We start from the raw sequence: 22035 nt of genomic DNA, 5'->3' as shown, positions 1-22035 counted from the left end.
GGTGTCCTTTTTACCAGACGGTGCAGACGAGCTCGCCACCGAGCTTGTTGCGGCGTGCGTCCTGATCTTTCATGAGACCCTTGGACGTCGAGATGATGGAAATGCCGAGGCCGTTGAGGACGCGCGGGATTTCAGAGTAGCCGGCGTAGAGACGACGGCCGGGAGTGGAGGAACGCTTGATGCCGGTGATGACCGGGGCGGTGTCCACGTATTTCATGGCGACGATGATGGTCTTGTGACCGCGTTCATCGGTGCCGGAAGCGACGTCACGGACGTAGCCTTCAGACTTAAGGATAACCGCGAGGCTCTCCTTCATCTTGGAGTGCGGGGAAACGCACTGAGCGAGACCGGCCTTCGACGCATTGCGAAGGTGGGTCAGGAAATCACTAATTGGGTCTGTCATGGATGGATGTGTTTAAGAGGGCTGCGCGGGTCATATCCGACCCCCGTGAGCCAAATTGATTACCAGGAGGACTTGGTGATGCCCGGGATCTTGCCGGCGAGCGCGAGCTCGCGGAAAGTGATACGGGAAACACCGAAGCGGCGATGGAAGCCACGCGGGCGGCCGCTGAGTGAGCAGCGATTGCGAACGCGGACTTTGGAAGAGTTACGGGGAAGCTTGGCGAGCTTCTTCTGCGCGGCGAAGAATTCTTCGTCGGTGGTAGTCGCGTTCGCGAGGATGGCTTTCAGCTCGGCGCGTTTGACCGCGTGTTTTTCAACGAGCTTAATGCGCTTCTTGTTACGTTCGATGGCGGATGTCTTAGGCATGGCGCGTGATGATTAGTTTTTCGCAGAAGCGGCAGGGGCAGCATTTTCGATGCGGCGGAAAGGCATGCCGAGGAGCTTGAGCAATTCGCGGGCTTCGTCGTCGTTCTGGGCGGAGGTCACGAAGGTGACGTCGAGGCCCATCTGGCGCTTGTTGTTTTCAACGATGATCTCAGGGAAGATCGTGAAATCGGTGATGCCGAGGGTGTAGTTGCCCTGACCGTCGAGCTTGTTCGGCACGCCGCGAAAATCGCGAATGGTCGGGAGCGCAACCGCGAAGAAGCGCATCAGGAAGTGCCACATATTTTCACCGCGGAGGGTGACGTGGCAGCCCGTGATTTGATTGGGCTTCAGCTTGAAGTTGGCGATGGCCTTCTTCGAGCGGTTCAGCACCGGCTTTTGACCGGCGATGAGACCGATATCACGCGCCGTCTCGGCGATCGTATTTTTGTCGGCTTCAGCGCCGATACCGGTGTTGATGACGATCTTTTCAAGCTTCGGCACTTGGTGCTTATTCTTGTAGGAGCGCGAGGTGGTCAACGCGGGCACGACGGCCTCGTTGTAATGTTTCTGGAGAGGAGTGAGAGTTTTGCTCATGGTTGCGACCGGATTTCCGACCCGGATGCGGAGTGTTTATATTTTAAGTGGGATTCCCCTCGCCTGCTCAGGCTTCTTTCTTCTTCGCGGTCTTTTTGGCCGCGGTTTTCTTGGCAGGTTTTTCGGCGGGAGCAGCGGCTTCCGTCGAAGCGCTCTTGCCTTTGCCGGCTTTCGATTGCTCGAAGCGGGAAAGGAGCATCAGGTTCGAGACGTGCACAGAACCTTCGCGCTCGGCAATTTTGCCCTGCGGATTTTCCTGCGACTTCTTGAGGTGGCGCTTGATCATGGCGACGCCTTCAACGACAGCGCGTTGCTTGGCGGACAAAATCTCGAGGACTTTGCCTTGCTTGCCCTTTTGGGAGCCGGCGATAACGACCACGACGTCGTTCTTCTTGACGTGAAATTTCTGGGCCATGTTAGAGAACCTCGGGAGCGAGGGAGATGATCTTCATGTAGTTCTTGCTGCGGAGTTCGCGAGCAACGGGCCCGAAGATGCGGGTGCCCTTGGGATTGCCATCTTCACCGATGATGACGATGGCGTTAGAGTCAAAGCGCAGGTAGCTGCCATCAGCGCGGCGTAAAGGAGCGCGCGTGCGCACGATCACAGCCTTGACGACTTCACCCTTTTTAACGGTGGCGTCGGTGCTGCTCTCTTTGATGTTAACAGTGATGATATCACCCACGTGGGCGTAGCGCGACGGGTGGCCGCTCTTGCCGATCATGGACGCGCGGCGCGCGCCCGTGTTGTCGGCGATATCGAGAATGGAACGCATCTGGATCATGGTAGTAGTCTCCTGGGTGCGGGTTAGGCTTTGTTCGCCTTGGTGGTCTTCGTCGGGACGGTCTCAGCGACGTCCTTCTCGGTGACCGCGATGTCGTTCACGCCGACGGCGGCTTCGACGACGCGGATCACGCGCCAGCGCTTGAGGCGGCTGATCGGGCGGGTCTCCATGACCTCGATTTTGTCACCGATCTTGGCTTCGTTCTTTTCGTCGTGGACGTGGAGAACGGTCTTACGATTGATGACCTTGTGGTAAAGCGGGTGCGGCGTCTTGTAAGGGACGGTGACCTTGACGGACTTATCGCCCATCTTGGAGGTGACGAAACCGATGACGGTTTTGCGGGCGTTGTGGCGGACGTGAGTGGACATGGTGATGAGCGATTAGCGCCGAAGGACTCAGGCGGTCGTGGGAGTTGCTTTCTGCTTCAAGATCGTCTCGAGACGAGCAATGTCCTTGCGGTAGGTGCGGAGCAGATGCGGTTTCTCAACCTGGCCGGTATTTTTGCGCAGGCGGAGCTGGAGGAGTGCTTCGCGGGTTTCGCGAATCTTGGTGGTGATCTCAGCTGGGCTGAGGTCGCGGATTTCTTTGGAATTCATTTGGGCGGTTTCCGTATTGGGCCTTAAGCAGCGGTGTCTTCGCGCACGATGAAGCGGCAGCGGAACGGCAGCTTGGCGTCGGCGAGGCGGAACGCCTCTTTAGCGATGGTGGCAGGAACGCCGGCGAGTTCGAAAAGGACGGCGCCGGGTTTGATGACGGCAACGTAGAACTCAACGGGACCTTTACCTTGACCCATACGCACTTCGGCGGGCTTCTTGGTGACGGGTTTGTGAGGGAACACGCGGATCCAGAGCTTGCCCTTGCGTTTCAAGTGGCGGGAGATGGTGACGCGGGCGGCCTCGATTTGCTGACCGGTCATAGGACCGCGCGAAAGCGATTGAAGGCCGAATTCACCGAAGGCGAGAGTGTTGCCGCGCTTGGCATTGCCAGCGCGGGAGCCTTTCATCGTCTTGCGGTATTTGGTGCGGGCGGGAGCGAGAGCCATGGTATCAGTGGGCGTTAAGCGTTAAGCTTGGTGCCGAGTAAATGGTTAGTTGGATTCGTCTTTTTTGCAGATCCAGCATTTCACACCGATCTTGCCCCAGAGGGTCTGGGCTTCAGCGAAGCCGTAATCGATGTTCTCGCGCAGCGTGTGCAGCGGGATGCGGCCCTGGCGCTGCCATTCGCGGCGGGCGATGTCGGTGCCGCCGAGACGGCCGGAGCACTGGATCTTGATGCCGTCAATACCGAGCGCCATGGCGCTTTGGATCGACTTCTTGATGGCGCGACGGAAAGCGATGCGGCGTTCGAGCTGGAGCGCGACGTTTTCAGCGACGAGCTGAGCTTCGATTTCCGGCTTCTTCACTTCCTGGATGTCGAGGAGGACTTCCTTGCCGGTGATCTTGGCAAGTTGAGCCTTCATCAATTCGACTTCCTGTCCTTTCTTACCGATGACGATACCAGGACGGGCGGTGAAAATCTTAACGCGGACGCGGTTGCCGGCGCGCTCGATGAAGATGCGCGGCACGGAGGCCTGCTTCAGTTTTTCCATCAGCGTGGTGCGGATGACCTGATCTTCGTGGAGGAGCTTGGCGAAGTCCTTCTTGCGGGCGAACCAGCGGGATTGCCAGTTGCGACGGACGGCGAGGCGGAAGCCTGTTGGGTTTGTCTTTTGTCCCATGGTAGTAGGTTATTTGGATTTGCCGTCGGAGAGGATGATGCGGAGGTGCGACATGCGCTTGACGCGGGGCTTCGCGGAACCGCGAGCGCCGGCCTTGAAACGCTTTAGCACCGGGCCGGGTTCGACGAGCGCACGGTGAACCGTGAGCTGATCGACGGAGATGCTGTTGTTGTTCTCGGCATTGGCCACGGCGCTCTTGAGCGTCTTGACGAGAAGGCGGGCAGATTTGCGCGGGATGAGCGTGAGGAAGTCGATCGCTTCGGTCGCAGGACGACCTTGGATCTGGTTGGCGATTTCGCGCACCTTGCGGGGCGACATACGCGCATTACGGGTGAGAGCTTGGATTTCCATTGTGGTATTCCGGTTAGGCGTGAGCCTCAAATTTCCTTACGGGTCATGCCGCCGTGCGCCTTGAAGGAGCGCGTGAGGGCGAACTCGCCGAGCTTGTGCCCGACCATGTTCTCGGTGATGTAGACGGCGATGTGCGCCTTGCCGTTGTGGACGCTGATCGTTTGACCAACGAACTCGGGCGTGATCGTGGAGCGACGGCTCCAAGTCTGGATGGGCTTGCGGGAGCCGGTCGTCTTGGCCGCCTTCTGGATTTTCTCCAGGAGGTGGTAATCGACGAAGAAACCTTTCTTGATGGAACGTGCCATGGTGCGGAGTCGTTAAATTACTTCTGGCCGCGCGGCTTGCGGCCGTTGGCGCGAACGAGGATGAAGTTGCTGGAGAGCTTGGAGCGACGGCGAGTCGGGAAGCCCTTCGCGAGCTGACCCCACGGGGACACGAGATGTTGGCGACCGCCACCACCCTTCGATTTGCCCTGACCACCACCGTTCGGGTGATCGACCGGGTTCATCGCAACGCCACGCACGCGCGGGCGTTTGCCGAGCCAGCGATTACGGCCGGCTTTGCCAAGCTTGCGCTTGCTGTGGTCGGCATTGGAAACTTCGCCGATGGTCGCGCGGCAAGTGGCGTGGACGAGACGGGTCTCGCCAGAACCGAGCTTGATCTGCGCGTAACCGTCTTCGACCGCGATGAGCTCAGCGGAAGTGCCGGCTGCACGGGCCATCTGCGCACCGCGCCCAGGCAGCAGCTCAACGGCGTGCACCTTGGTGGCGGGCGGGATGACGGCCAGCGGGAAAGAGTTGCCCGGACGATAATCGTTCGAGTCGGTCTTGAGCGCGCTGTAGATGGAGTCGCCGACCTTCACACCTTGCGGGGCGAGGATGTAGGCTTTCGTGCCATCGGTGTAGGCGAGCAAAGCGAGGAGCGCGCTGCGGTTCGGATCGTATTCGATCGCTTGAACCTTAGCGGTCACGTCGAGCTTGTTGCGCTTGAAGTCGATGATGCGGTAAAGCTTCTTGTGGCCACCGCCGCGACGACGCGACGTGATGCGGCCATAGGCGTTGCGGCCACCGGTCTTGTTCTTAGGCTCGACGAGTGAACGTTCCGGGCGTTTGTCGGTGATCTCCTCCGGACGGTTCAACGTGGTGAACCGGAGAGAAGCGGTGAGAGGACGGAAGGATTTAAGGGCCATGGTGGTTTATCTCCTGGGCTCAGCTCGTGAGCTCGATTTTGTCACCGGTCTTGAGGGTGACGATGGCGCGCTTCGTGTCAGAAGCGTGGATGGGTTGACCACGGCGGGTCTTCTTCGGCTTACCGGCGCGGTTTTGGATATTCACGCGGGTAACGGTGACCTTGAACGTCTGCTCGACGGCCGCGCGCACCGTATATTTGGTGGCGGACGGGTAGATTTCGAAGGTGTATTGACCGTAGTTCGAAGAAAGCTTGTTGGATTTCTCCGTCAGACGGATGTGTTTAAGAATTTTGTCTGCTTGGATCATGACTGGCCTCCGTTGGCGCGGGCAATGATTTGCTCGAGGGCTTTGCTGGAAACCACGATCCAGCTGTAGGTGACGAGGTCGAGGGTGTTGAGCTTCGAAGCATCTTGCAGCGTGACGCGCTTGATGTTGCGAGCGGCCCGGTTGGCCTCGGTGGTGAAGGGAGCATCAACGACGAGCACTTTGCCCTTGGGGGCGATGCGGCCGATGATTTCGTTGAACAGCTTCGTCTTCGCTTGTTTCGGGGCGAAGGTCTCGATGACGCTGATGTCACCGGCGGAAGCGCGATCGAACAGGGCGCGGTTGAAAGCGAGCGCTTTCACCTTGCCGTTGATCTTCTTGGAGTAGTCACGGGGTTTCGGGCCGAACACGACACCACCGCCGCTCCAGATAGGAGAACGGGTGGAGCCAGCGCGGGCGCGACCGGTGCCTTTCTGGGCCCACGGTTTCTTACCACCGCCACGGACTTCGCCGCGGGTTTTGGTGGAGTGCGTGCCGAGGCGGGCGTTGGCGCGGTGAGCGACGACGACTTCCTTGACGGCTTGGAGACCTTTGTCGCCTTCGAACACCGGCAGGTTGAAATCCTGCTCAGAGCTGTTCGTGGCGTCGGTAGAGAAAAGTTTAAGCTTCATGTGATGATGATCTCCGTTGGTTAGGCTTTCTTGGCTTTCACGCCTGCACGGATGATCACATCGTCGCCGTTGGCACCAGGGATGGCACCTTTGACGAGGATGAGGTTTTTGTCGGCGATGATCTTCACGACGCGCAGATTTTGCACGGTGCGAGCATCAGTGCCCATGTGACCGGGCATGCGTTGGTTCTTCCACGAACGGCCGGGAGTCTGGCGCATACCGATGGAACCAATGCGGCGGTGGAACATGGAACCGTGAGTGGCAGGACCGCCGCCGACACGGAAACGTTTCACGACGCCCGCGAAGCCTTTACCTTTGGTCACGCCGAGGACATCGACGATCTGACCTTCAGAGAATGCCGCGACGGTAATCACGTCGCCGGCTTTACCGGAGAAGGCCTCGGTGAGGCGGACTTCATTCAACACGCGGGGCGTGGAATCGAGACCGGCCTTCTTGGCGTGAGCTGATTCGGCCTTGGAAGCGTTTTTCGCTTTCTGCGCGCCGAAACCCAGCTGGACTGCGTTATAACCATCGATTTCGACGGTCTTGATTTGGACAACCGGACATGGGCCGGCTTCGACCACGGTGACCGGGACTAAGACGTTTTGAGCGTCATAGACCTGAGTCATACCGATTTTTTTGCCTAATAATGTAGCGATCATGGGCTAAGTGGTAGGTGGAGCGGGGCTCCGTTTGTTTAGACCTACTTTAGCAAGGGCCGGGGTGAGCCGGCTGGCTTGGCTAAGATGTGGTTTGGTTAAAAGTTATACGTTGATAGTGATATCGACGCCGGACGGAAGGTTGAGCTTCTTGAGTTCGTCGACGGTCTGAGCGGTGGGCTCAAGAATGTCGATGAGGCGCTTGTGCGTGCGGGATTCAAATTGCTCCTGCGACTTCTTGTCGACGTGCGGGGAGCGATTGACCGTCAGCTTCACGATGTGAGTCGGGAGCGGAATTGGGCCGGAAACACGGGCGCCGGAGCGCTTGGCGGTTTCGACGATTTCCACGGCTGACTGATCGATGACTCGGTAGTCGAAGCCCTGGAGTTTGATGCGAATGCGTTGGCCTTTCATGGCGTATAAAGAACGAGGTTAAATTAGGTGCGAGCGGGAGCCTTCGAAGAAGTCTCGACGATCTTGGCAAGGAGAGCATTGGGCACCTGCGCGAAATGCGAGGGCGTGATGGAAGCACTAGCGCGACCCTTGGAGAGCGAGCGAATGTCCGTGACGTAACCGAAAAGCAGTTCGAGCGGGACGTGCGCGGTGATGATGCAAGCGCCGGATTTGTTATCCATGCCTTGGATCTGACCACGACGACGATTGATGTCGCCCATCAAGTCGCCTTGATAATCCTCAGGGGTCGTCACTTCGACGCCCATGATTGGCTCGAGCAAGATTGGGTTGGCTTTCTTCATCGCGTCCTTGAACGCGAAGATGCCGGCCATCTTAAACGCCATTTCGGACGAGTCGACGTCGTGGAACGAACCATCGACGATGCGCATGATGATATCGACGACAGGATAACCCGCGACGACACCGTTGTTGGCACCTTCGATCAAACCATCGGTTGCGGGCTTGATAAATTCTTTCGGAATAGAGCCACCGACCGTCTCGTTGATGACTTCAACGCCCTTACCTTTTTCATTCGGCTCGAGCTTGATGACGACGTGACCGTATTGACCCTTACCACCAGACTGACGGATGAATTTACCTTCGCCATCGGCAGACTTCAGAACGGTCTCACGATAAGCGATCTGCGGTTTGCCCGAGGTCGCCTCGACCTTGAACTCGCGCTTCATGCGATCGATGATGATCTCAAGGTGCAATTCGCCCATGCCGGCGAGAATCGTTTGGCCCGTGTCCAAGTCGGTCTTGACGCGGAGCGTCGGATCTTCGGCAACGAGACGTTGCAGAGCGATACCAAGCTTCTCTTGGTCAGCCTTCGAATTCGGTTCGATGGACATCGAGATAACCGGCTCCGGGAAGGACGGCGGCTCAAGACGGATATCAAAATCTTCGTCACACAACGTGTCGCCGGTGATGACATCCTTGACGCCCACGACGGCGCAAATGTCACCCGCGTAAGCGACTTCGATTTCTTCACGCTCAATGGCGCGCATAAGGACGAGACGCGAGACGCGTTCCGTGCGGCGGGTGCGCGGATTGTAGAGCGCCATGCCGCGCGGCAGCTGGCCGGTATAAACGCGGAAGAATACGAGACGGCCGACGAAAGGATCGTTCCAGAGCTTGAACGCGAGACCCGCGAGCTTGGCTTTGTCGTTAACGACGGCTTCAACCGTGTTACCATCGCTATCCTGACCTTGCATCGGCGGAACGTCGATGGGGTTCGGGAGGTAGTTAACTACGCAGTCGAGGAGACGCTGAACGCCTTTCTTCTTGAACGCAGAACCAGGAAACACACCGGTGAACTGGAGCGAGATCGTGGCCTTGCGGACCGCGAGCATCAGCTCATCAACACCGATTTCGTCACCGTTAAGGTATTTTTCGGCAAGTGTGTCGTCGAAATCAGAAACTGCTTCGATCAGCTTGTCGCGGTATTCTTTGGCCTGCGCTTTCATCGCGTCAGGAATTGCCACCGTGACTGGCTTCATGCCGAGCGGGTCGGCAGGATTATCTTCGAAAGAATAAGCAACGTTCTGCACGAGATCTACGAGACCCGTGAAGTTTTCCTCGGCACCGATCGGCAGATAGAGAGCGTGCGCGTTTGCCTTGAGCTTGTTGCGGATGTCGTCGATGCAACGGAAGAAATTCGCGCCGACGCGATCCATCTTATTGATGAACGCAATGCGCGGAACTTTGTATTTGTTCGCCTGACGCCAGACCGTTTCGGACTGGGGTTGCACGCCGGAAACGGCGTCGAACACCGCGACGGCACCGTCGAGCACGCGGAGGGAGCGTTCAACTTCAGCGGTGAAGTCAACGTGTCCGGGAGTGTCGATGATGTTGATGCGTTGCTTGATGCCCTTCCAAGGACCCCAAGAGGCGTTCCACGCGCAGGAAATAGCAGCAGCCGTGATCGTGATGCCACGCTCGCGCTCTTGCTCCATCCAGTCGGTCACCGTGGTGCCTTCGTGGACTTCGCCCATTTTATGGACAGCGCCAGAGTAGAAAAGAATACGCTCAGTCGTCGTGGTCTTGCCGGCATCGATGTGCGCGGCGATACCGATGTTACGCGTCCATTCCAACGGGAACGGGCGATCCTTCGAGTTGACAGGCGAGACTTTCGCTTTGTCGGTGACGACAGTGATATTGATGGGAGCGGACATTCTAAAAAAGTTTTCTTACCAACGGAGATGGGCGAACGCACGATTGGCTTGAGCCATCTTGTGCATTTCTTCCTTCTTCTTCACGACGGAGCCGGTGTTGTTGTAGGCGTCGATGATTTCGGAAGCGATCGCTTCGCGCATCGGGGTGCCTTTGCGGCCATTGGCGGCGTCAACAATCCAGCGGAGAGCCAAGGACTCTTGGCGCTCGAAAGAGATTTCGACCGGAACTTGATACGTGGCGCCACCGACCCGGCGGCTCTTCACTTCGAGTTTCGGACGGGCGTTTTCCATCGCGCCCATGAGCAGGTCGACCGGGTCGCCCTTCTGGAGCTTTTCGCTCACGCGCTCGAAAGCGCCGTAAACGATGCGCTCAGCGAGCGTGCGCTTGCCGCTCTTCATGATGACATTGATGAGGTGCGTGACCAACGTGCTGTTATAGCGAACGTCAGGAACGGTGGGACGGTGAGTAGCTCTGCGGCGACGTGACATGACTGATTAAAGAACGAGGGTTAGGCCTTGGCGGCTTTCGGGCGTTTGACGCCGTATTTAGAACGGGAACGACGACGCTTCTCAACGCCAGTGGCGTCGAGCGTGCCGCGAACGATGTGGTAGCGAACGCCAGGAAGATCCTTAACGCGGCCGCCGCGGACGAGCACGATGCTGTGCTCTTGAAGATTGTGGCCTTCGTCCGGGATGTAAGAAATCACTTCAGTGCCGTTCGTGAGGCGAACCTTCGCGACTTTGCGGATAGCGGAGTTCGGCTTTTTCGGCGTGCGGGTCATGACCTGCACACAGACGCCGCGACGGAAGGGATTTCCCTCGAGCGCAGGCGCCTTGGACTTCGCGACAACTTTGCGACGTCCTTTTCTCACGAGTTGGTTAATGGTGGGCATGTGTAAAGTGGATGGATGGAAAAGTAGAAAGGGGCGCGGAACCTACCGGAGACGAAGTCCCCAGCAAGCACTATTTCGCGCTTTTGGTAAAAACACAATTTTCAGAGGCGAAAACCTCCGAAACCGTGGCGTCTCAGGTGCCAGGGCAGTTTAGCTGCGACGGCTGTAAGTGACGAATGGAAGGGTTGAAAAAGCAGACGGCTTCCAATCACTTCAAGAGTTAAATAAACAAAACATGGAAAAGTTATTCACAAAACACGCCTTAGTATCTGTCGATGCAGTGCGTTTCGCCCCTTTCGTCTTTAAAATCGAATAATCAAAACTGTGTATAGCAGCGTCGAAGACTCCACCGGCTACGTCCTAATCGGGTAAAGGCTCGTCGGGACTACTCCCCTGCCTTAAAAGAATATTTTGAATCGTCTAAAGAATGACGAACGCAGCAGAAGCGATTTCGCAGGCAGGCAAAAATAAAAAAGCCGCGGAATTTCTTCCGCGGCTTTGAGAATATTTGAGGAAGCTTAGCTCGCTTCGACGACGGCCTTCGGAGCTTCGTCCATCGGGATTTCGCCACCGAGCGGGAGCGTGACCTTGAGTTTCTTGTAAGCAGGAAGGCCCGTGCCCGCCGGAATCAAGTGACCCATGATGACGTTTTCCTTGAAGCCCTTCAGCGTATCCACCTTGCCGAGGGTCGAGGCGTCGGTGAGGACGCGGGTCGTCTCTTGGAAGGAGGCTGCAGAGATGAAGGACTCGGTCTCGAGGGAAGCCTTGGTGATGCCAAGGAGGATCGGCTCAGCCTCGGCGGGTTTACCACCGGCGGCTTCGATGCGTTTGTTTTCACGGAGGAACGCAACGCGGTCGATCTGCTCGCCCCAGAACCACTCGGTGTCACCTGGGTCAGAAATGCGAACCTTGCGGAGCATCTGACGGATGATGACCTCGATGTGCTTGTCGTTAATCGACACGCCTTGGAGACGATAAACTTCCTGCACCTGGCCGATTAGGAACTCATACAGCGCGGTTGGCCCGAGGATTTCCAAGATCTCATGCGGATCGGCGGAGCCTTCCGTGAGATGCTGGCCCTTGTGGACGACGTCGCCGGCTTGCACGATGATGTGCTTGCCGTGCGGGATCAGATGTTCCTCTTCGGCACCGGATTCTTCCTGACGGACGATCAGCTTGCGCTTGCCGCGCAGAGTGCCTTCGAACGAAACGACGCCTTCGATGCGGGCCATTTCGGCGGCTTCCTTCGGACGACGGGCTTCGAAAAGCTCGGCGACGCGCGGGAGACCACCGGTGATGTCCTTCGTGACGGACGCTTGACGCGGCGTCTTGGCGAGGAGCGCGCCGGGGGTGATGATGTCACCTTCGGCGACGGAAACCTGCGCACCGGTCGGAATCGAATAAGCGGCAACAGGCTTGTTGTTGTCGTCGCGGACTTCGATCTGCGGATTGAGATCTTCCTTGTGCTCGATGACCACGGTCGCGATGCGGCCGGTGGATTCGTCGAGTTCGCGCTTCACGGTCACGCCAGGGATCATGTCCTTGAAGTGGAGCGTGCCCGCTTTTTCGGAGAGAACCGGAACGTTGTAAGGATCCCATTGCGCGATCGTCTGGCCCTTCGTGACCTTGGCGCCATCGTTCACAGAGAGGAACGTGCCGACCACAATCGGGTAGGATTCCAACTCGCGATCGTTTTCGTCGATGACTTGGAGCGAACCCGTCTTGTTGAGGACGATGTTAACGCCTTCGGAAATCGTGACCAAACGGAGACCGCGATATTTGATGATACCGCTGTTACGGATCTTGATTTCAGGATTCTTCGCACCGCCGGTGGCGACACCGCCGATGTGGAAGGTGCGCATCGTGAGCTGCGTGCCGGGTTCACCGATCGATTGGGCGGCGATGATACCGACGGAGTCACCGATCTTCGCGACTTTGTTGGTGGCGGGATTGATGCCGTAGGATTTCGCATCGAGGCCATGATCGCTGGTCGAGGTGAGCGGCGAGAGCACTTTGACGCGCTCGATGCCGGAATCGTCGATGCGCTTCGAAAGCTCTTCGGTGATAAGTTCACCGGAGCCAACGATCGCTTGCGTCGGGTTGAGCGGATCCATGACGTCATCAGCCGAGAAACGGCCGACGATACGTTCAGCGAGGGAAACGAGCATCGTTTCACCTTCGAAAATCGCGCGTTTCCAAATACCTTCGCGCGTGCCGCAATCTTCCTCGGTGACAACCGCGTCCATGGCCACATCGCAAAGCTTGCGGGTCATGTAACCGGCGTCAGCGGTCTTCAGCGCGGTGTCGGCGAGACCCTTGCGGGCGCCGTGCGTCGAGATGAAGTATTCGAGAACGGTGAGGCCTTCGCGGAACGAAGACAGAATCGGGCGTTCGATAATTTCGCCGGACGGCTTGGCCATGAGGCCGCGGAGACCGCACAGCTGACGAACCTGCTGTTTGTTACCGCGAGCGCCGGAGTCCATCATGATGTAAACCGGATTAACGTCGGGCTTGCCGTCGTTGTTCTCAAGTTTACCGAAGACCGCTTTCGCGATCTGGTCGGTGGCGGCAGTCCACAAGTCGATGACTTTGTTCTTACGCTCACCTTCCGTGATGATACCCTTTTTGTATTGGCCTTCGACTTCGTCGACCTTCTTACGGGTCGCCGCGACAATGTCCTTCTTGTTTTCAGGAATGATCATGTCGTCGATACCGATCGAGATACCGGCCTGCATGGCGGTCTGGAAGCCGAGTTCCTTGAGCTTATCAAGGGTCTCAACCGTGACGCGATCGCCGGCGACCTTGTAGGTATTGAGAATCAAATCGCCCAGCTTGCCCTTCGGCACCGGGAAATTGACGAAGCCCAAACCGGACGGCCAGATTTGGTTGAAGATAACGCGGCCAACGGTCGTGCGCAGAACTTTGCGTTCCTTGTTACCGTAGACGGTGTCCTTGCGGAAATCCGGATTCGGAACCTCGATCCAATCGTGGGTCTTGAGTGCGCCGTCAGCTTTGACGTATTGCACTTCTTGCAGACCCGAGAGCAACGGCACGCGCACACCCTTTTCAGGTTTAACGCGGGGCTCGATGGTGAGGTAGTAAGCGCCGAGCACGATGTCTTGCGACGGCGTGAGAATCGGTTTGCCGGAGGATGGCGAGAAGATGTTGTTCGTCGACATCATGAGCAGCTTACACTCGAGGATGGCCTCGAGGGAGAGCGGCACGTGAACGGCCATCTGGTCACCGTCGAAGTCGGCGTTGTAAGCCGTGCAGACGAGCGGGTGAACGCGGATGGAAGAACCTTCGATGAGCACGGGCTCAAACGCTTGAATGGACAAACGGTGGAGCGTCGGCGCGCGATTGAGCAGCACCGGGTGGCCCTTCGTGACTTCTTCAAGAATGTCCCACACTTCGGGAGACTTTTTCTCGATCATCTTGCGCGCACCGCGGACGGTGTGCACGAAACCGAGTTCCTTGAGGCGACGGATGATGAACGGTTCGAAGAGAACCAGCGCCATCTTCTTCGGGAGACCGCATTGGTGGAGCTTGAGCTCAGGACCGATGACGATGACGGAACGGCCGGAGTAATCGACGCGTTTACCGAGCAAATTCTGACGGAAGCGACCTTGCTTGCCCTTGAGCATGTCGGAGAGCGACTTCAACGCACGGTTGCCCGCGCCCGTGACCGGGCGGCCATGGCGGCCGTTGTCGAAGAGCGCGTCGACGGCTTCCTGGAGCATGCGCTTTTCGTTGTGAATGATAACGTCCGGCGTCTTCAGCTGCATCAAGTTGCGCAAACGATTATTGCGGTTGATGACGCGGCGATAGAGATCGTTGAGATCGGAGGTCGCGAAGCGGCCGCCTTCCAAAGGAACGAGCGGGCGCAAGTCCGGTGGGATGACGGGCAACACTTCGAGGACCATCCATTCCGGACGGGATTTCGAGGAGATGAAACCACCGATGACCTTGAGGCGCTTCGAGAGCTTCTTTTTGATCTGCTTCGAGCGCGTGGCGCGCATCGTCTCGTGGAGTTCGGCGACGACGGCTTCCATGTCGATTTGGGTGAGCACGTCGCGGACGGCTTCAGCGCCCATCTTGGCGGTGAAGGCATCAGCGCCGTATTCTTCGACGGCTTGCTGGTATTCGGTTTCGGTGAGGAGCTGCTTGAGCTCGAGCGGGGTTTTGCCCGCGTTGGTCACCATGTAGTTCTCGTAGTAGATGACGCGCTCGAGCGAACGAGCGGTCATGTCGAGCAAGAGACCGAGGCGGCTCGGCATGCTCTTCAAGAACCAGATGTGCGCGACCGGCACCGCGAGCTCGATATGGCCCATGCGCTCGCGACGGACGCGGGCGATGGTCACTTCGACGCCGCAGCGATCGCAGATGACATCCTTGTATTTGATGCGTTTGTATTTACCGCAGGCGCATTCGTAGTCGCGCACCGGGCCGAAGATCTTTTGACAGAAAAGACCACCCGGCTCGGGCTTGAAGGTGCGGTAATTGATCGTCTCGGGATTCTTAACTTCTCCCTTGGACCAGGAACGGATCGTTTCTGGTGAGGCGACGGTGATGGAAACGTTGTCGAACTGATTTTCATCCGATCCGAGGACGGACCGGACTTCTTCGCGGGCGTGTTCAGTGCTCATTATATGTGATGCTCCCAGTATTGCGTTAAAGATTAACCACCGAGTGCTTCGCCAAGCGCGGTGCGCTTAGCGAGTTTGATGTCGAGACCGAGGGCCTGCATTTCCTTGACCAACACGTTGAACGATTCCGGCGTGCCGGCGCTCAATGTATTATCACCCTTGACGAGTGATTCGTAGATCTTGGTGCGGCCGTTGACGTCGTCGGACTTGACCGTGAGGAGTTCCTGGAGGGTGTGCGCCGCGCCGTAAGCTTCGAGCGCCCACACTTCCATTTCGCCGAAGCGCTGGCCGCCGTATTGAGCTTTGCCGCCCAACGGTTGCTGCGTGACGAGGGAGTAAGGACCGACCGCGCGGGCGTGGATCTTGTGAGAAACCAAGTGATTCAGTTTCATCATATAGATGTAGCCCACGACGACCTCTTGATCGAGGCGCTCGCCCGTGCGACCGTCGTGAAGGACGCTCTTACCAGTAGAAGGCAGCTTAGCCTCCTTGAGGTATTCACGGACCTTCTTTTCAGGGATACCGTCGAAGACCGGCGTCGCGACTTTGATGCCGAGCTTTTTACAAGCCCAACCCAAGTGCGTCTCGAGAACCTGACCGACGTTCATGCGCGAAGGCACGCCGAGGGGGTTCAAGCAGATTTCGATCGGCGTGCCGTCCGGCAGGAACGGCATGTCGGCTTCAGGAACGATCTTCGCGACCACACCCTTGTTACCGTGACGACCGGCCATCTTGTCACCGACCTCGAGCTTTTGCTTCGTGGCGATGTAAACTTTGACCTGCTTGATGACGCCAGGACCGTTCTCGTCGCCGGTCTCGATGGTCGCGACTTTGCGTTCGCGATCGCCTTCGAGTTCGTCGAACTTCGATTGGAAGGACGCGATGATCTCCATGATCTTGATGCGAACCGGTGAAGGATCGATCTCGATGTGTTTCGCGACGGCCGCGAGTTTGCGGAGGAGCGTCTTGGTGATCTTGCGGTTGGCCGGGATGATGATTTCGCCGGATTGACCGTTGATGACGTCGAGCGGGATTTTTTCGCCGAGGAGGATGTTGGAGAGCGCCTCGGTCAACTGCTCGCGCAGTTTGTCCATTTGCGTCTTATAATCTTCCTGGATCTGCTTCACCTGGCGGCGGCGATCAGACGGGGAAAGGCGATCACGTTCCGCGTCGAGGCGGCTCGTGGAAACCTTCACATCCATGATGATGCCGTTTACACCGGAGGGAACGATCAGCGAGGTGTCCTTAACATCAGCGGCTTTTTCACCGAAGATGGCGCGGAGCAGCTTCTCTTCAGGAGCGAGCTCGGTCTCGGACTTCGGAGTGATCTTACCGACGAGGATGTCGCCGGGCTTCACTTCCGCACCGACGCGGATGACGCCGTTGTGGTCGAGATTCTTGAGTGCTTCTTCGCCGATGTTCGGGATGTCGCGGGTGATTTCTTCCGGCCCGAGCTTCGTGTCACGCGCGGTGACTTCGAACTCTTGGACGTGGATCGACGTGAAGATGTCTTCCTTAAGAACCTTCTCGGAGATGAGGATGGCGTCTTCGAAGTTGTAACCGTTCCACGGCATGAAGCCGACGAGGATGTTACGACCAAGAGCGAGTTCGCCGTGATCGGTCGAAGGACCGTCAGCGATACATTCGCCCTTCTTGACCTTCTGGCCCTTCTTGACGATCGGGCGCTGGCTGAAGCACGTGCCGGCGTTCGAGCGCATGAATTTGCGGAGCTCGTAAACGTAGGTGTGATTCTTCGGGTCGGTCTTCGGATTGCGCGGGAGTTCGCCGTCTTTGGTGACGATGATCTGTTTCGCGTCGACGGAAGCGACGACGCCCGCTTCTTCAGCGATGACGACAGTCTTCGAGTCAGCCGCGAGGCGCGCTTCGAGACCCGTGCCGACGAGCGGCGCTTCCGTTTGGAGGAGCGGCACGCCTTGGCGTTGCATGTTGGAGCCCATCAATGCGCGGTTAGCGTCATCGTGTTCCAAAAACGGAATCAAACCGGCAGCGACCGAAACGACCTGCTTCGGCGAGACGTCCATGAGGTCGACTTCGTCCGCGGCGACTTCGATGAAGTTGCCGGAGTTACGAGCCGTGACCTTGCCGATGAAGTGACCTTTGTCGTCCACTTCAGAGTTCGCTTGCGCGATGGTCTTGCCCTCTTCCTGGTCAGCCGTGAGGTAAACTACCTTGTCGGTGACGCGGCCTTTTTCTTTTTCAACGAGGCGGTAAGGCGCTTCGATGAAACCGAATTCGTTAACGCGAGCGTAGGTGGAGAGCGAGTTGATGAGACCGATGTTCGGACCTTCCGGGGTCTCGATCGGGCAGATGCGGCCGTAGTGCGACGGGTGAACGTCGCGCACTTCGAAGCCGGCACGTTCACGGTTAAGACCACCCGGCCCGAGTGCGGACAAGCGACGCTTGTGCGTGAGCTCGGCGAGCGGGTTGATCTGATCCATGAACTGCGAGAGTTGGCTGCGCGCGAAGAAATCGCGGATCACGGTCGTCAGAGCTTTCGGATTGATAAGCTTCTGCGGGGTGATCGAGTCCACGCTCTGGTCATAAAGGGTCATGCGCTCGCGAACGAGACGCTCCGTGCGGCTGAGACCGACGCGGCATTGGTTGGCGAGAAGCTCACCGACCGTGCGGACGCGGCGGGAACCCAAGTGATCGATATCGTCGACGATACCGTCAGCCTTCTTCAGGCGAACGAGGTATTTCGTAGCGGCGACCACGTCGGAAGCTTCGAGCACGCGGTTCTCAAGATCAACTTTGAGGTCGAGCTTTTGGTTGATCTTGTAGCGACCGACGCGACCGAGATCGTAACGCTTCGGGTCGAAGAACAAACGCTTCAACAACGCCTTGGCGTTCGCCGTGGTTGGCGGCTCACCTGGACGCAGTTTCTTGTAGATTTCCTTGAGCGCCTCTTCTTCGTTGCGCGTCGGGTCTTTTTTGAGGGCGCGGATGATGGCGCCTTCGTCGGAAGTCGTGTCGATGACGCGCATCGACTTGATGTCGTGCTTCTCGAACGTGCGAACGATGGCCTTGGTGAGCGGCTCGAAAGCGCGCGCGAGGACCACGCCCTTCTGGGCATCGATGACGTCTTCAACCAACACGAGCGTCGAAACGTTCTCTTGGTCGAGGGCCTTGGAAACCTTCAAATCCTGAATTGTGTAGAACAGGTTGAGGATGTCCAAATCGTTGCTGTAACCGATCGAGCGGAGCAACGTGGTGATGAGGAATTTGCGGCGACGACGACGGCGGTCGAGATAGACGTAAAGGAGATCGTTGTTGTCGAACTGCACTTCGAGCCAGGTGCCGCGGTCAGGGATGATGCGGAACGAGTGGAGCAGTTTGCCGTTCGGGTGCGTGGCAACTTCAAAGCAGATGCCGGGCGAACGGTGGAGCTGGGAGACGACGACGCGTTCAGCGCCGTTGATGATGAACGAGCCACGCTCGGTCACCATCGGGATGTCACCCATGAAAATTTCCTCGTCCTTGATGAAGTCTTCTTCGCGGAGGCGAAGCTTCACGTAGAGCGGGACGGCGTAGGTCGTGCCTTCGCGCAAGCACTCGATTTCCGAGCTCTTGGCGTCACCGATCGTGTAAGAAACGTATTCGAGCGTGAGGCGCTCGTCGTAGGAATTGATGGGGAAAACCTCGCGGAAAACCGCTTCGAGGCCGAAGGGCTTGCGCTGTTTTTCAGGAGTGTCTTTTTGCAGATACTCGAGATACGAGCTGATCTGGAGCTCGATAAGGTTCGGCGGCTGGATAACTTCGCGGAGTTTACCGAAGTTAATGCGTTCGGAATGAGTGCGGTCGGCCATGGAATTTCCCGTTTGGATGTGAGCGAAAGAAAATAAAAAACTCAGTTATTCAGCGAAGAATAACCGGCGTTGGTGCGCACGGACGCGGAGCCTCGTTGCGCGGAAAGAACGACTGAAACAAAGCCGAAAGACAGGCCGCGGTTGGACACGGCCTGTCTCGGTGAATTGAGAACTATTAAGGAACGTAACGCCAAGTGGTTACTTGATTTCCACTTTAGCGCCGGCCGCTTCGAGCTTCTTCTTGAGGTCTTCGGATTCGGCTTTGTTGACGCCTTCCTTGACATTCTTCGGAGCGCCTTCGACGAGGTCCTTGGCTTCCTTGAGGCCCAAGCCAGTGATGGCGCGGACTTCTTTGATGACGCCGATCTTGTTCGCGCCGGCTTCCTTGAGGACGACGGTGAACTCGGTCTGGGCTTCAGCAGCGGGAGCGGCGGCAGCAGCGCCGGCAGCGGCAGGAGCGGCGGCAGCGGCGGCGGAAACGCCCCATTTGCCTTCGAGGTCTTTAACGAGGGCAGCGAGTTCGAGAATCGGCTGTGCGGACAACCATTCAATGACTTGGTCTTTGGTGATATTGCTCATGGTATTTTCTCCTGAAGAGGATAGCGGCCTCGGGTGAGGTTCGTTTAAGGGACGTGTCCCCTAGCCTGCTTCGTTGGATATTTTGGATTCTCCGGCTTGCGCCGGAAAAAATTGGTTTAGTTAAGGTAGGTTTATTAAGCGGCCGGAGCAGCGGGCTGCTCGGGTTGCTCTTTCTTGATCTTGGCGTCGAGCACGCGAACGAACGCGGCACCCTGCATGGTGAGCATGCCGAGGAACATCGAGCGAAGGGCGTCGAAAGAAGGCAGGTCGGCAAGTTTAGCAAGGTCCGCAGCGGACATCAGCTTCTTGTCGAGCACGCCGACTTTGACTTCCAACTTCTTCTTTTCTTCGACGAATTTCTTCAGGGCCTTGGCGACGCCGGCGGGGTTTTTACCACCGACGACAACGGCCGTTTGGCCGCTGAGCGAAGCATCGAGATCGGGCAAGCCAAGGGCTTTGGCCGCGACGCGGAAGGAGCTGTTCTTCACGACGTGGAACTCAGCGCTCTCGGGAGCGAGGCGCTTGCGGAGTTCGGCGGTCTCGGCGACCGTCAGCGTGGTGAAGTTAGCGAGGATGACGTAGTCGGACTTTTTGAGGTGCCCGCTGACTTCATCGATCAAATATTGTTTTTCTGCTCTCATGGTGCGGGCTCCTTAGAATTTGTTGAACTCGGTGGAGGCGAGCTTGACGCCCGGGCTCATCGAGGACGAGAGCGTGACGCTCTTGATGTAGTGACCCTTGAACGCGGCCGGCTTGGCCTTGCCAATGGCATCGAGGACCGCGGACACGTTCTCGCTGATCTGTTCAGCGGTGAACGAGCGCTTGCCGACGCCGACGCCGATGTTGGCGGTCTTGTCGACTTTGAACTCAACGCGACCCGCTTTGACGGCTTTAATGCCGGCAGCGATGTCGTCGGTGACGGTGCCGGACTTCGGGTTCGGCATCAGGCCTTTCGGACCGAGGACGCGAGCGAGTGTGCGGACTTGCTTCATGGCTTCGGTAGTCGCGATCGCGACGTCGAAGTCGAGCCAGCCCTCGTTAATCTTGGTCATCAGCTCGGCGAGGCCGGCATGATCAGCACCTGCGGCGAGAGCCTTCTCCGGATCATCGGTGAAGACAACCACGCGGACTTTCTTGCCGGAACCATTGGGCAACGGCGTCGTGCCGCGAACCATCTGGTCGCCCTGGGCGGGATCTACGCCGAGGCGGAAAGACAATTCGATGGTCTCATCGAATTTGGTCTTCGGGAATTTAGAGAGGATCTCCACTGCTTCTTTCAGTGGATACTCCTTGGTGAGATCAGCGACGGAGACGGCGCTGCGGTAGCGTTTGCTTTGTTTTACGGGCATTTTTGACTCCTTGCGGTGCAGACGTTCTTGCGAACTCCCGCGGTGAGTTGCGGTTGAGGGAAATTATTCGACGACTTCGATGCCCATGTTACGGGCAGTGCCGGCGATCATGCGGATGGCGGCTTCTTCGCTGTTGGCGTTGAGGTCGGCCTTCTTGAGTTTGATGATCTCGATGATTTGTTTCTTCGTGACCTTGCCGACCTTGTCGGAATTCGGCTTGGCCGAACCGCTGGCGATACCGGCAGCCTTCTTCAGGAGCACGGAAGCCGGAGGCGACTTGAGGATGAAGGTGAAGGACTTGTCCGTGTAGACCGTGATGACCACCGGAATGATCATGCCATTCTGGTCTTTGGTCTTCGCGTTAAATTCCTTACAGAAGCCCATGATGTTGACGCCTTGGGCGCCGAGGGCTGGACCGACAGGAGGAGCTGGATTGGCCGCGCCAGCAGGGAGCTGGAGACGGACGTAACCTTGAATTTTCTTGGCCATGGTGAGCTGAGTTTGAGTAGTGGCGGTTTAGTGGGCGGCGGATCAGCTTTCAGAGGCGCGCTGGACCTGCCAGTATTCGAGTTCGACGGGCGTAAACCGTCCGAAAATGGAAACAGAAATTTTGAGCTTGCCGCGGGTTGGGTCGACCTCGTCGACGCGACCGGTGAGATTCGCGAAAGCACCATCAGTGATCTTGAGCTCTTCGCCGACTTCGAACGAGACCTTCGGGATTTCTTTACCGGAGGCCGCTTGGACGCGGTTCTTGATGTCGTCGATTTCAGCCTGACGCAGCGCGGCAGGCTTGTCGCCACCGACAAAACCGATCACGCCACCCGCATCTTTGACGAAATAGAAAGGCTTAATGATGACCTTCTTCTCAGCGTCGTAGAGACACATGTTGATGAACACGTAGCCCGGGTAGAGCTTGCGGACTTTCGTGCTCTTCTTGCCGTTCTTAACCTCGGAAATTACCTCGGTCGGCAGCAAGACCTCAAGAACGTAGTCGTCGAGTTCTTCGGCCTTTTTGAACTTCTCGATGTAGTTCTTCACCTTGTTCTCCTGACCGGAGAGCGTATGGAGGGCGAACCACTGGGCGCTGGCGGGCGCTGAAGTTTCAGTTGTCATCGCGC

26 protein-coding genes are annotated in these 22035 nt (G+C 57.6%); all 26 read right to left on the bottom strand.

What is annotated here, in order from left to right; genetic code table 11:
• Nucleotides 1-10: 10 nt before the first annotated feature.
• Nucleotides 11-403, bottom strand: a complete 393-nt coding sequence (gene rpsH, locus ACRRQW_RS11430) for a 30S ribosomal protein S8 (protein WP_438481509.1) — start codon at nt 401-403, stop codon at nt 11-13.
• A gap of 59 nt (nt 404-462) precedes the next feature.
• Nucleotides 463-768, bottom strand: coding sequence for a 30S ribosomal protein S14 (gene rpsN, locus ACRRQW_RS11425; protein ID WP_438481508.1), 306 nt, complete (start codon nt 766-768; stop codon nt 463-465).
• Between the two features lie 12 nt (nt 769-780).
• Complete coding sequence (gene rplE / locus ACRRQW_RS11420; protein ID WP_438481506.1) at nt 781-1362, bottom strand: 50S ribosomal protein L5; 582 nt, start codon at nt 1360-1362, stop codon at nt 781-783.
• A gap of 67 nt (nt 1363-1429) precedes the next feature.
• Entirely contained in the window at nt 1430-1777 is a 348-nt protein-coding gene (gene rplX, locus ACRRQW_RS11415) for a 50S ribosomal protein L24 (RefSeq protein WP_438481505.1), read from the bottom strand.
• A 1-nt stretch (nt 1778) separates the two neighbouring features.
• Nucleotides 1779-2144: a 50S ribosomal protein L14 gene (gene rplN, locus ACRRQW_RS11410; protein ID WP_438481504.1), complete on the bottom strand. Its 366-nt coding sequence runs from the start codon at nt 2142-2144 to the stop codon at nt 1779-1781.
• Between the two features lie 23 nt (nt 2145-2167).
• The gene (rpsQ, locus tag ACRRQW_RS11405; RefSeq protein ID WP_438481503.1) at nt 2168-2512 is read right to left on the bottom strand and encodes a 30S ribosomal protein S17; all 345 of its coding nucleotides are present in this window, start codon (nt 2510-2512) and stop codon (nt 2168-2170) included.
• A 27-nt stretch (nt 2513-2539) separates the two neighbouring features.
• Complete coding sequence (rpmC, locus tag ACRRQW_RS11400; RefSeq protein WP_438481502.1) at nt 2540-2740, bottom strand: 50S ribosomal protein L29; 201 nt, start codon at nt 2738-2740, stop codon at nt 2540-2542.
• Nucleotides 2741-2763: 23 nt separating this feature from the next.
• The gene (gene rplP / locus ACRRQW_RS11395) at nt 2764-3186 is read right to left on the bottom strand and encodes a 50S ribosomal protein L16 (protein WP_438481501.1); all 423 of its coding nucleotides are present in this window, start codon (nt 3184-3186) and stop codon (nt 2764-2766) included.
• 45 nt (nt 3187-3231) lie between these two features.
• Nucleotides 3232-3861: a 30S ribosomal protein S3 gene (rpsC, locus tag ACRRQW_RS11390; protein WP_438481500.1), complete on the bottom strand. Its 630-nt coding sequence runs from the start codon at nt 3859-3861 to the stop codon at nt 3232-3234.
• Nucleotides 3862-3870: 9 nt separating this feature from the next.
• Nucleotides 3871-4212, bottom strand: coding sequence for a 50S ribosomal protein L22 (rplV, locus tag ACRRQW_RS11385; protein WP_438481498.1), 342 nt, complete (start codon nt 4210-4212; stop codon nt 3871-3873).
• Between the two features lie 26 nt (nt 4213-4238).
• Nucleotides 4239-4517, bottom strand: a complete 279-nt coding sequence (gene rpsS / locus ACRRQW_RS11380) for a 30S ribosomal protein S19 (protein WP_438481497.1) — start codon at nt 4515-4517, stop codon at nt 4239-4241.
• A 17-nt stretch (nt 4518-4534) separates the two neighbouring features.
• Entirely contained in the window at nt 4535-5401 is an 867-nt protein-coding gene (rplB, locus tag ACRRQW_RS11375) for a 50S ribosomal protein L2 (RefSeq protein ID WP_438481496.1), read from the bottom strand.
• A gap of 19 nt (nt 5402-5420) precedes the next feature.
• The gene (gene rplW, locus ACRRQW_RS11370) at nt 5421-5708 is read right to left on the bottom strand and encodes a 50S ribosomal protein L23 (RefSeq protein WP_438481495.1); all 288 of its coding nucleotides are present in this window, start codon (nt 5706-5708) and stop codon (nt 5421-5423) included.
• Nucleotides 5705-6337, bottom strand: coding sequence for a 50S ribosomal protein L4 (rplD, locus tag ACRRQW_RS11365; protein WP_438481494.1), 633 nt, complete (start codon nt 6335-6337; stop codon nt 5705-5707). The genes rplW and rplD overlap by 4 nt, the downstream gene beginning before the upstream one ends.
• Nucleotides 6338-6357: 20 nt before the next feature.
• Nucleotides 6358-6999: a 50S ribosomal protein L3 gene (gene rplC / locus ACRRQW_RS11360; RefSeq protein ID WP_438481493.1), complete on the bottom strand. Its 642-nt coding sequence runs from the start codon at nt 6997-6999 to the stop codon at nt 6358-6360.
• Between the two features lie 102 nt (nt 7000-7101).
• The gene (gene rpsJ / locus ACRRQW_RS11355; protein ID WP_438481492.1) at nt 7102-7410 is read right to left on the bottom strand and encodes a 30S ribosomal protein S10; all 309 of its coding nucleotides are present in this window, start codon (nt 7408-7410) and stop codon (nt 7102-7104) included.
• A 23-nt stretch (nt 7411-7433) separates the two neighbouring features.
• Nucleotides 7434-9623, bottom strand: coding sequence for an elongation factor G (gene fusA, locus ACRRQW_RS11350; RefSeq protein WP_438481491.1), 2190 nt, complete (start codon nt 9621-9623; stop codon nt 7434-7436).
• A gap of 15 nt (nt 9624-9638) precedes the next feature.
• A complete protein-coding gene (gene rpsG, locus ACRRQW_RS11345) occupies nt 9639-10112 on the bottom strand; it encodes a 30S ribosomal protein S7 (protein ID WP_438481490.1) in 474 nt (157 codons plus the stop codon).
• Nucleotides 10113-10132: 20 nt separating this feature from the next.
• Nucleotides 10133-10516, bottom strand: coding sequence for a 30S ribosomal protein S12 (gene rpsL / locus ACRRQW_RS11340; protein ID WP_438481489.1), 384 nt, complete (start codon nt 10514-10516; stop codon nt 10133-10135).
• A gap of 518 nt (nt 10517-11034) precedes the next feature.
• Nucleotides 11035-15162: a DNA-directed RNA polymerase subunit beta' gene (gene rpoC, locus ACRRQW_RS11335; RefSeq protein ID WP_438481488.1), complete on the bottom strand. Its 4128-nt coding sequence runs from the start codon at nt 15160-15162 to the stop codon at nt 11035-11037.
• A gap of 32 nt (nt 15163-15194) precedes the next feature.
• Nucleotides 15195-18989 carry a DNA-directed RNA polymerase subunit beta gene (gene rpoB, locus ACRRQW_RS11330; protein ID WP_438481487.1) on the bottom strand — a complete coding sequence of 1265 codons (3795 nt, stop codon included), beginning with the start codon at nt 18987-18989 and terminating at the stop codon, nt 15195-15197.
• Nucleotides 18990-19187: 198 nt separating this feature from the next.
• Nucleotides 19188-19568: a 50S ribosomal protein L7/L12 gene (gene rplL, locus ACRRQW_RS11325; protein WP_438481486.1), complete on the bottom strand. Its 381-nt coding sequence runs from the start codon at nt 19566-19568 to the stop codon at nt 19188-19190.
• Nucleotides 19569-19702: 134 nt separating this feature from the next.
• Nucleotides 19703-20209 (bottom strand): 50S ribosomal protein L10, encoded by a 507-nt coding sequence (rplJ, locus tag ACRRQW_RS11320; RefSeq protein ID WP_438481485.1) that lies wholly within the window; start codon nt 20207-20209, stop codon nt 19703-19705.
• A gap of 12 nt (nt 20210-20221) precedes the next feature.
• Nucleotides 20222-20917, bottom strand: coding sequence for a 50S ribosomal protein L1 (gene rplA / locus ACRRQW_RS11315; RefSeq protein ID WP_438481484.1), 696 nt, complete (start codon nt 20915-20917; stop codon nt 20222-20224).
• A gap of 63 nt (nt 20918-20980) precedes the next feature.
• Complete coding sequence (gene rplK, locus ACRRQW_RS11310) at nt 20981-21406, bottom strand: 50S ribosomal protein L11 (protein ID WP_438481483.1); 426 nt, start codon at nt 21404-21406, stop codon at nt 20981-20983.
• 42 nt (nt 21407-21448) lie between these two features.
• Nucleotides 21449-22030 (bottom strand): transcription termination/antitermination protein NusG, encoded by a 582-nt coding sequence (nusG, locus tag ACRRQW_RS11305; protein WP_438481482.1) that lies wholly within the window; start codon nt 22028-22030, stop codon nt 21449-21451.
• Nucleotides 22031-22035 lie beyond the last annotated feature (5 nt).

It is taken from the genome of Oleiharenicola lentus, assembly GCF_051660365.1.
Classification (GTDB): domain Bacteria; phylum Verrucomicrobiota; class Verrucomicrobiia; order Opitutales; family Opitutaceae; genus Lacunisphaera; species Lacunisphaera lenta_A.
Note: the sequence above shows the minus strand (reverse complement) of the source record. Positions and strands in the feature narration are given on the sequence as shown.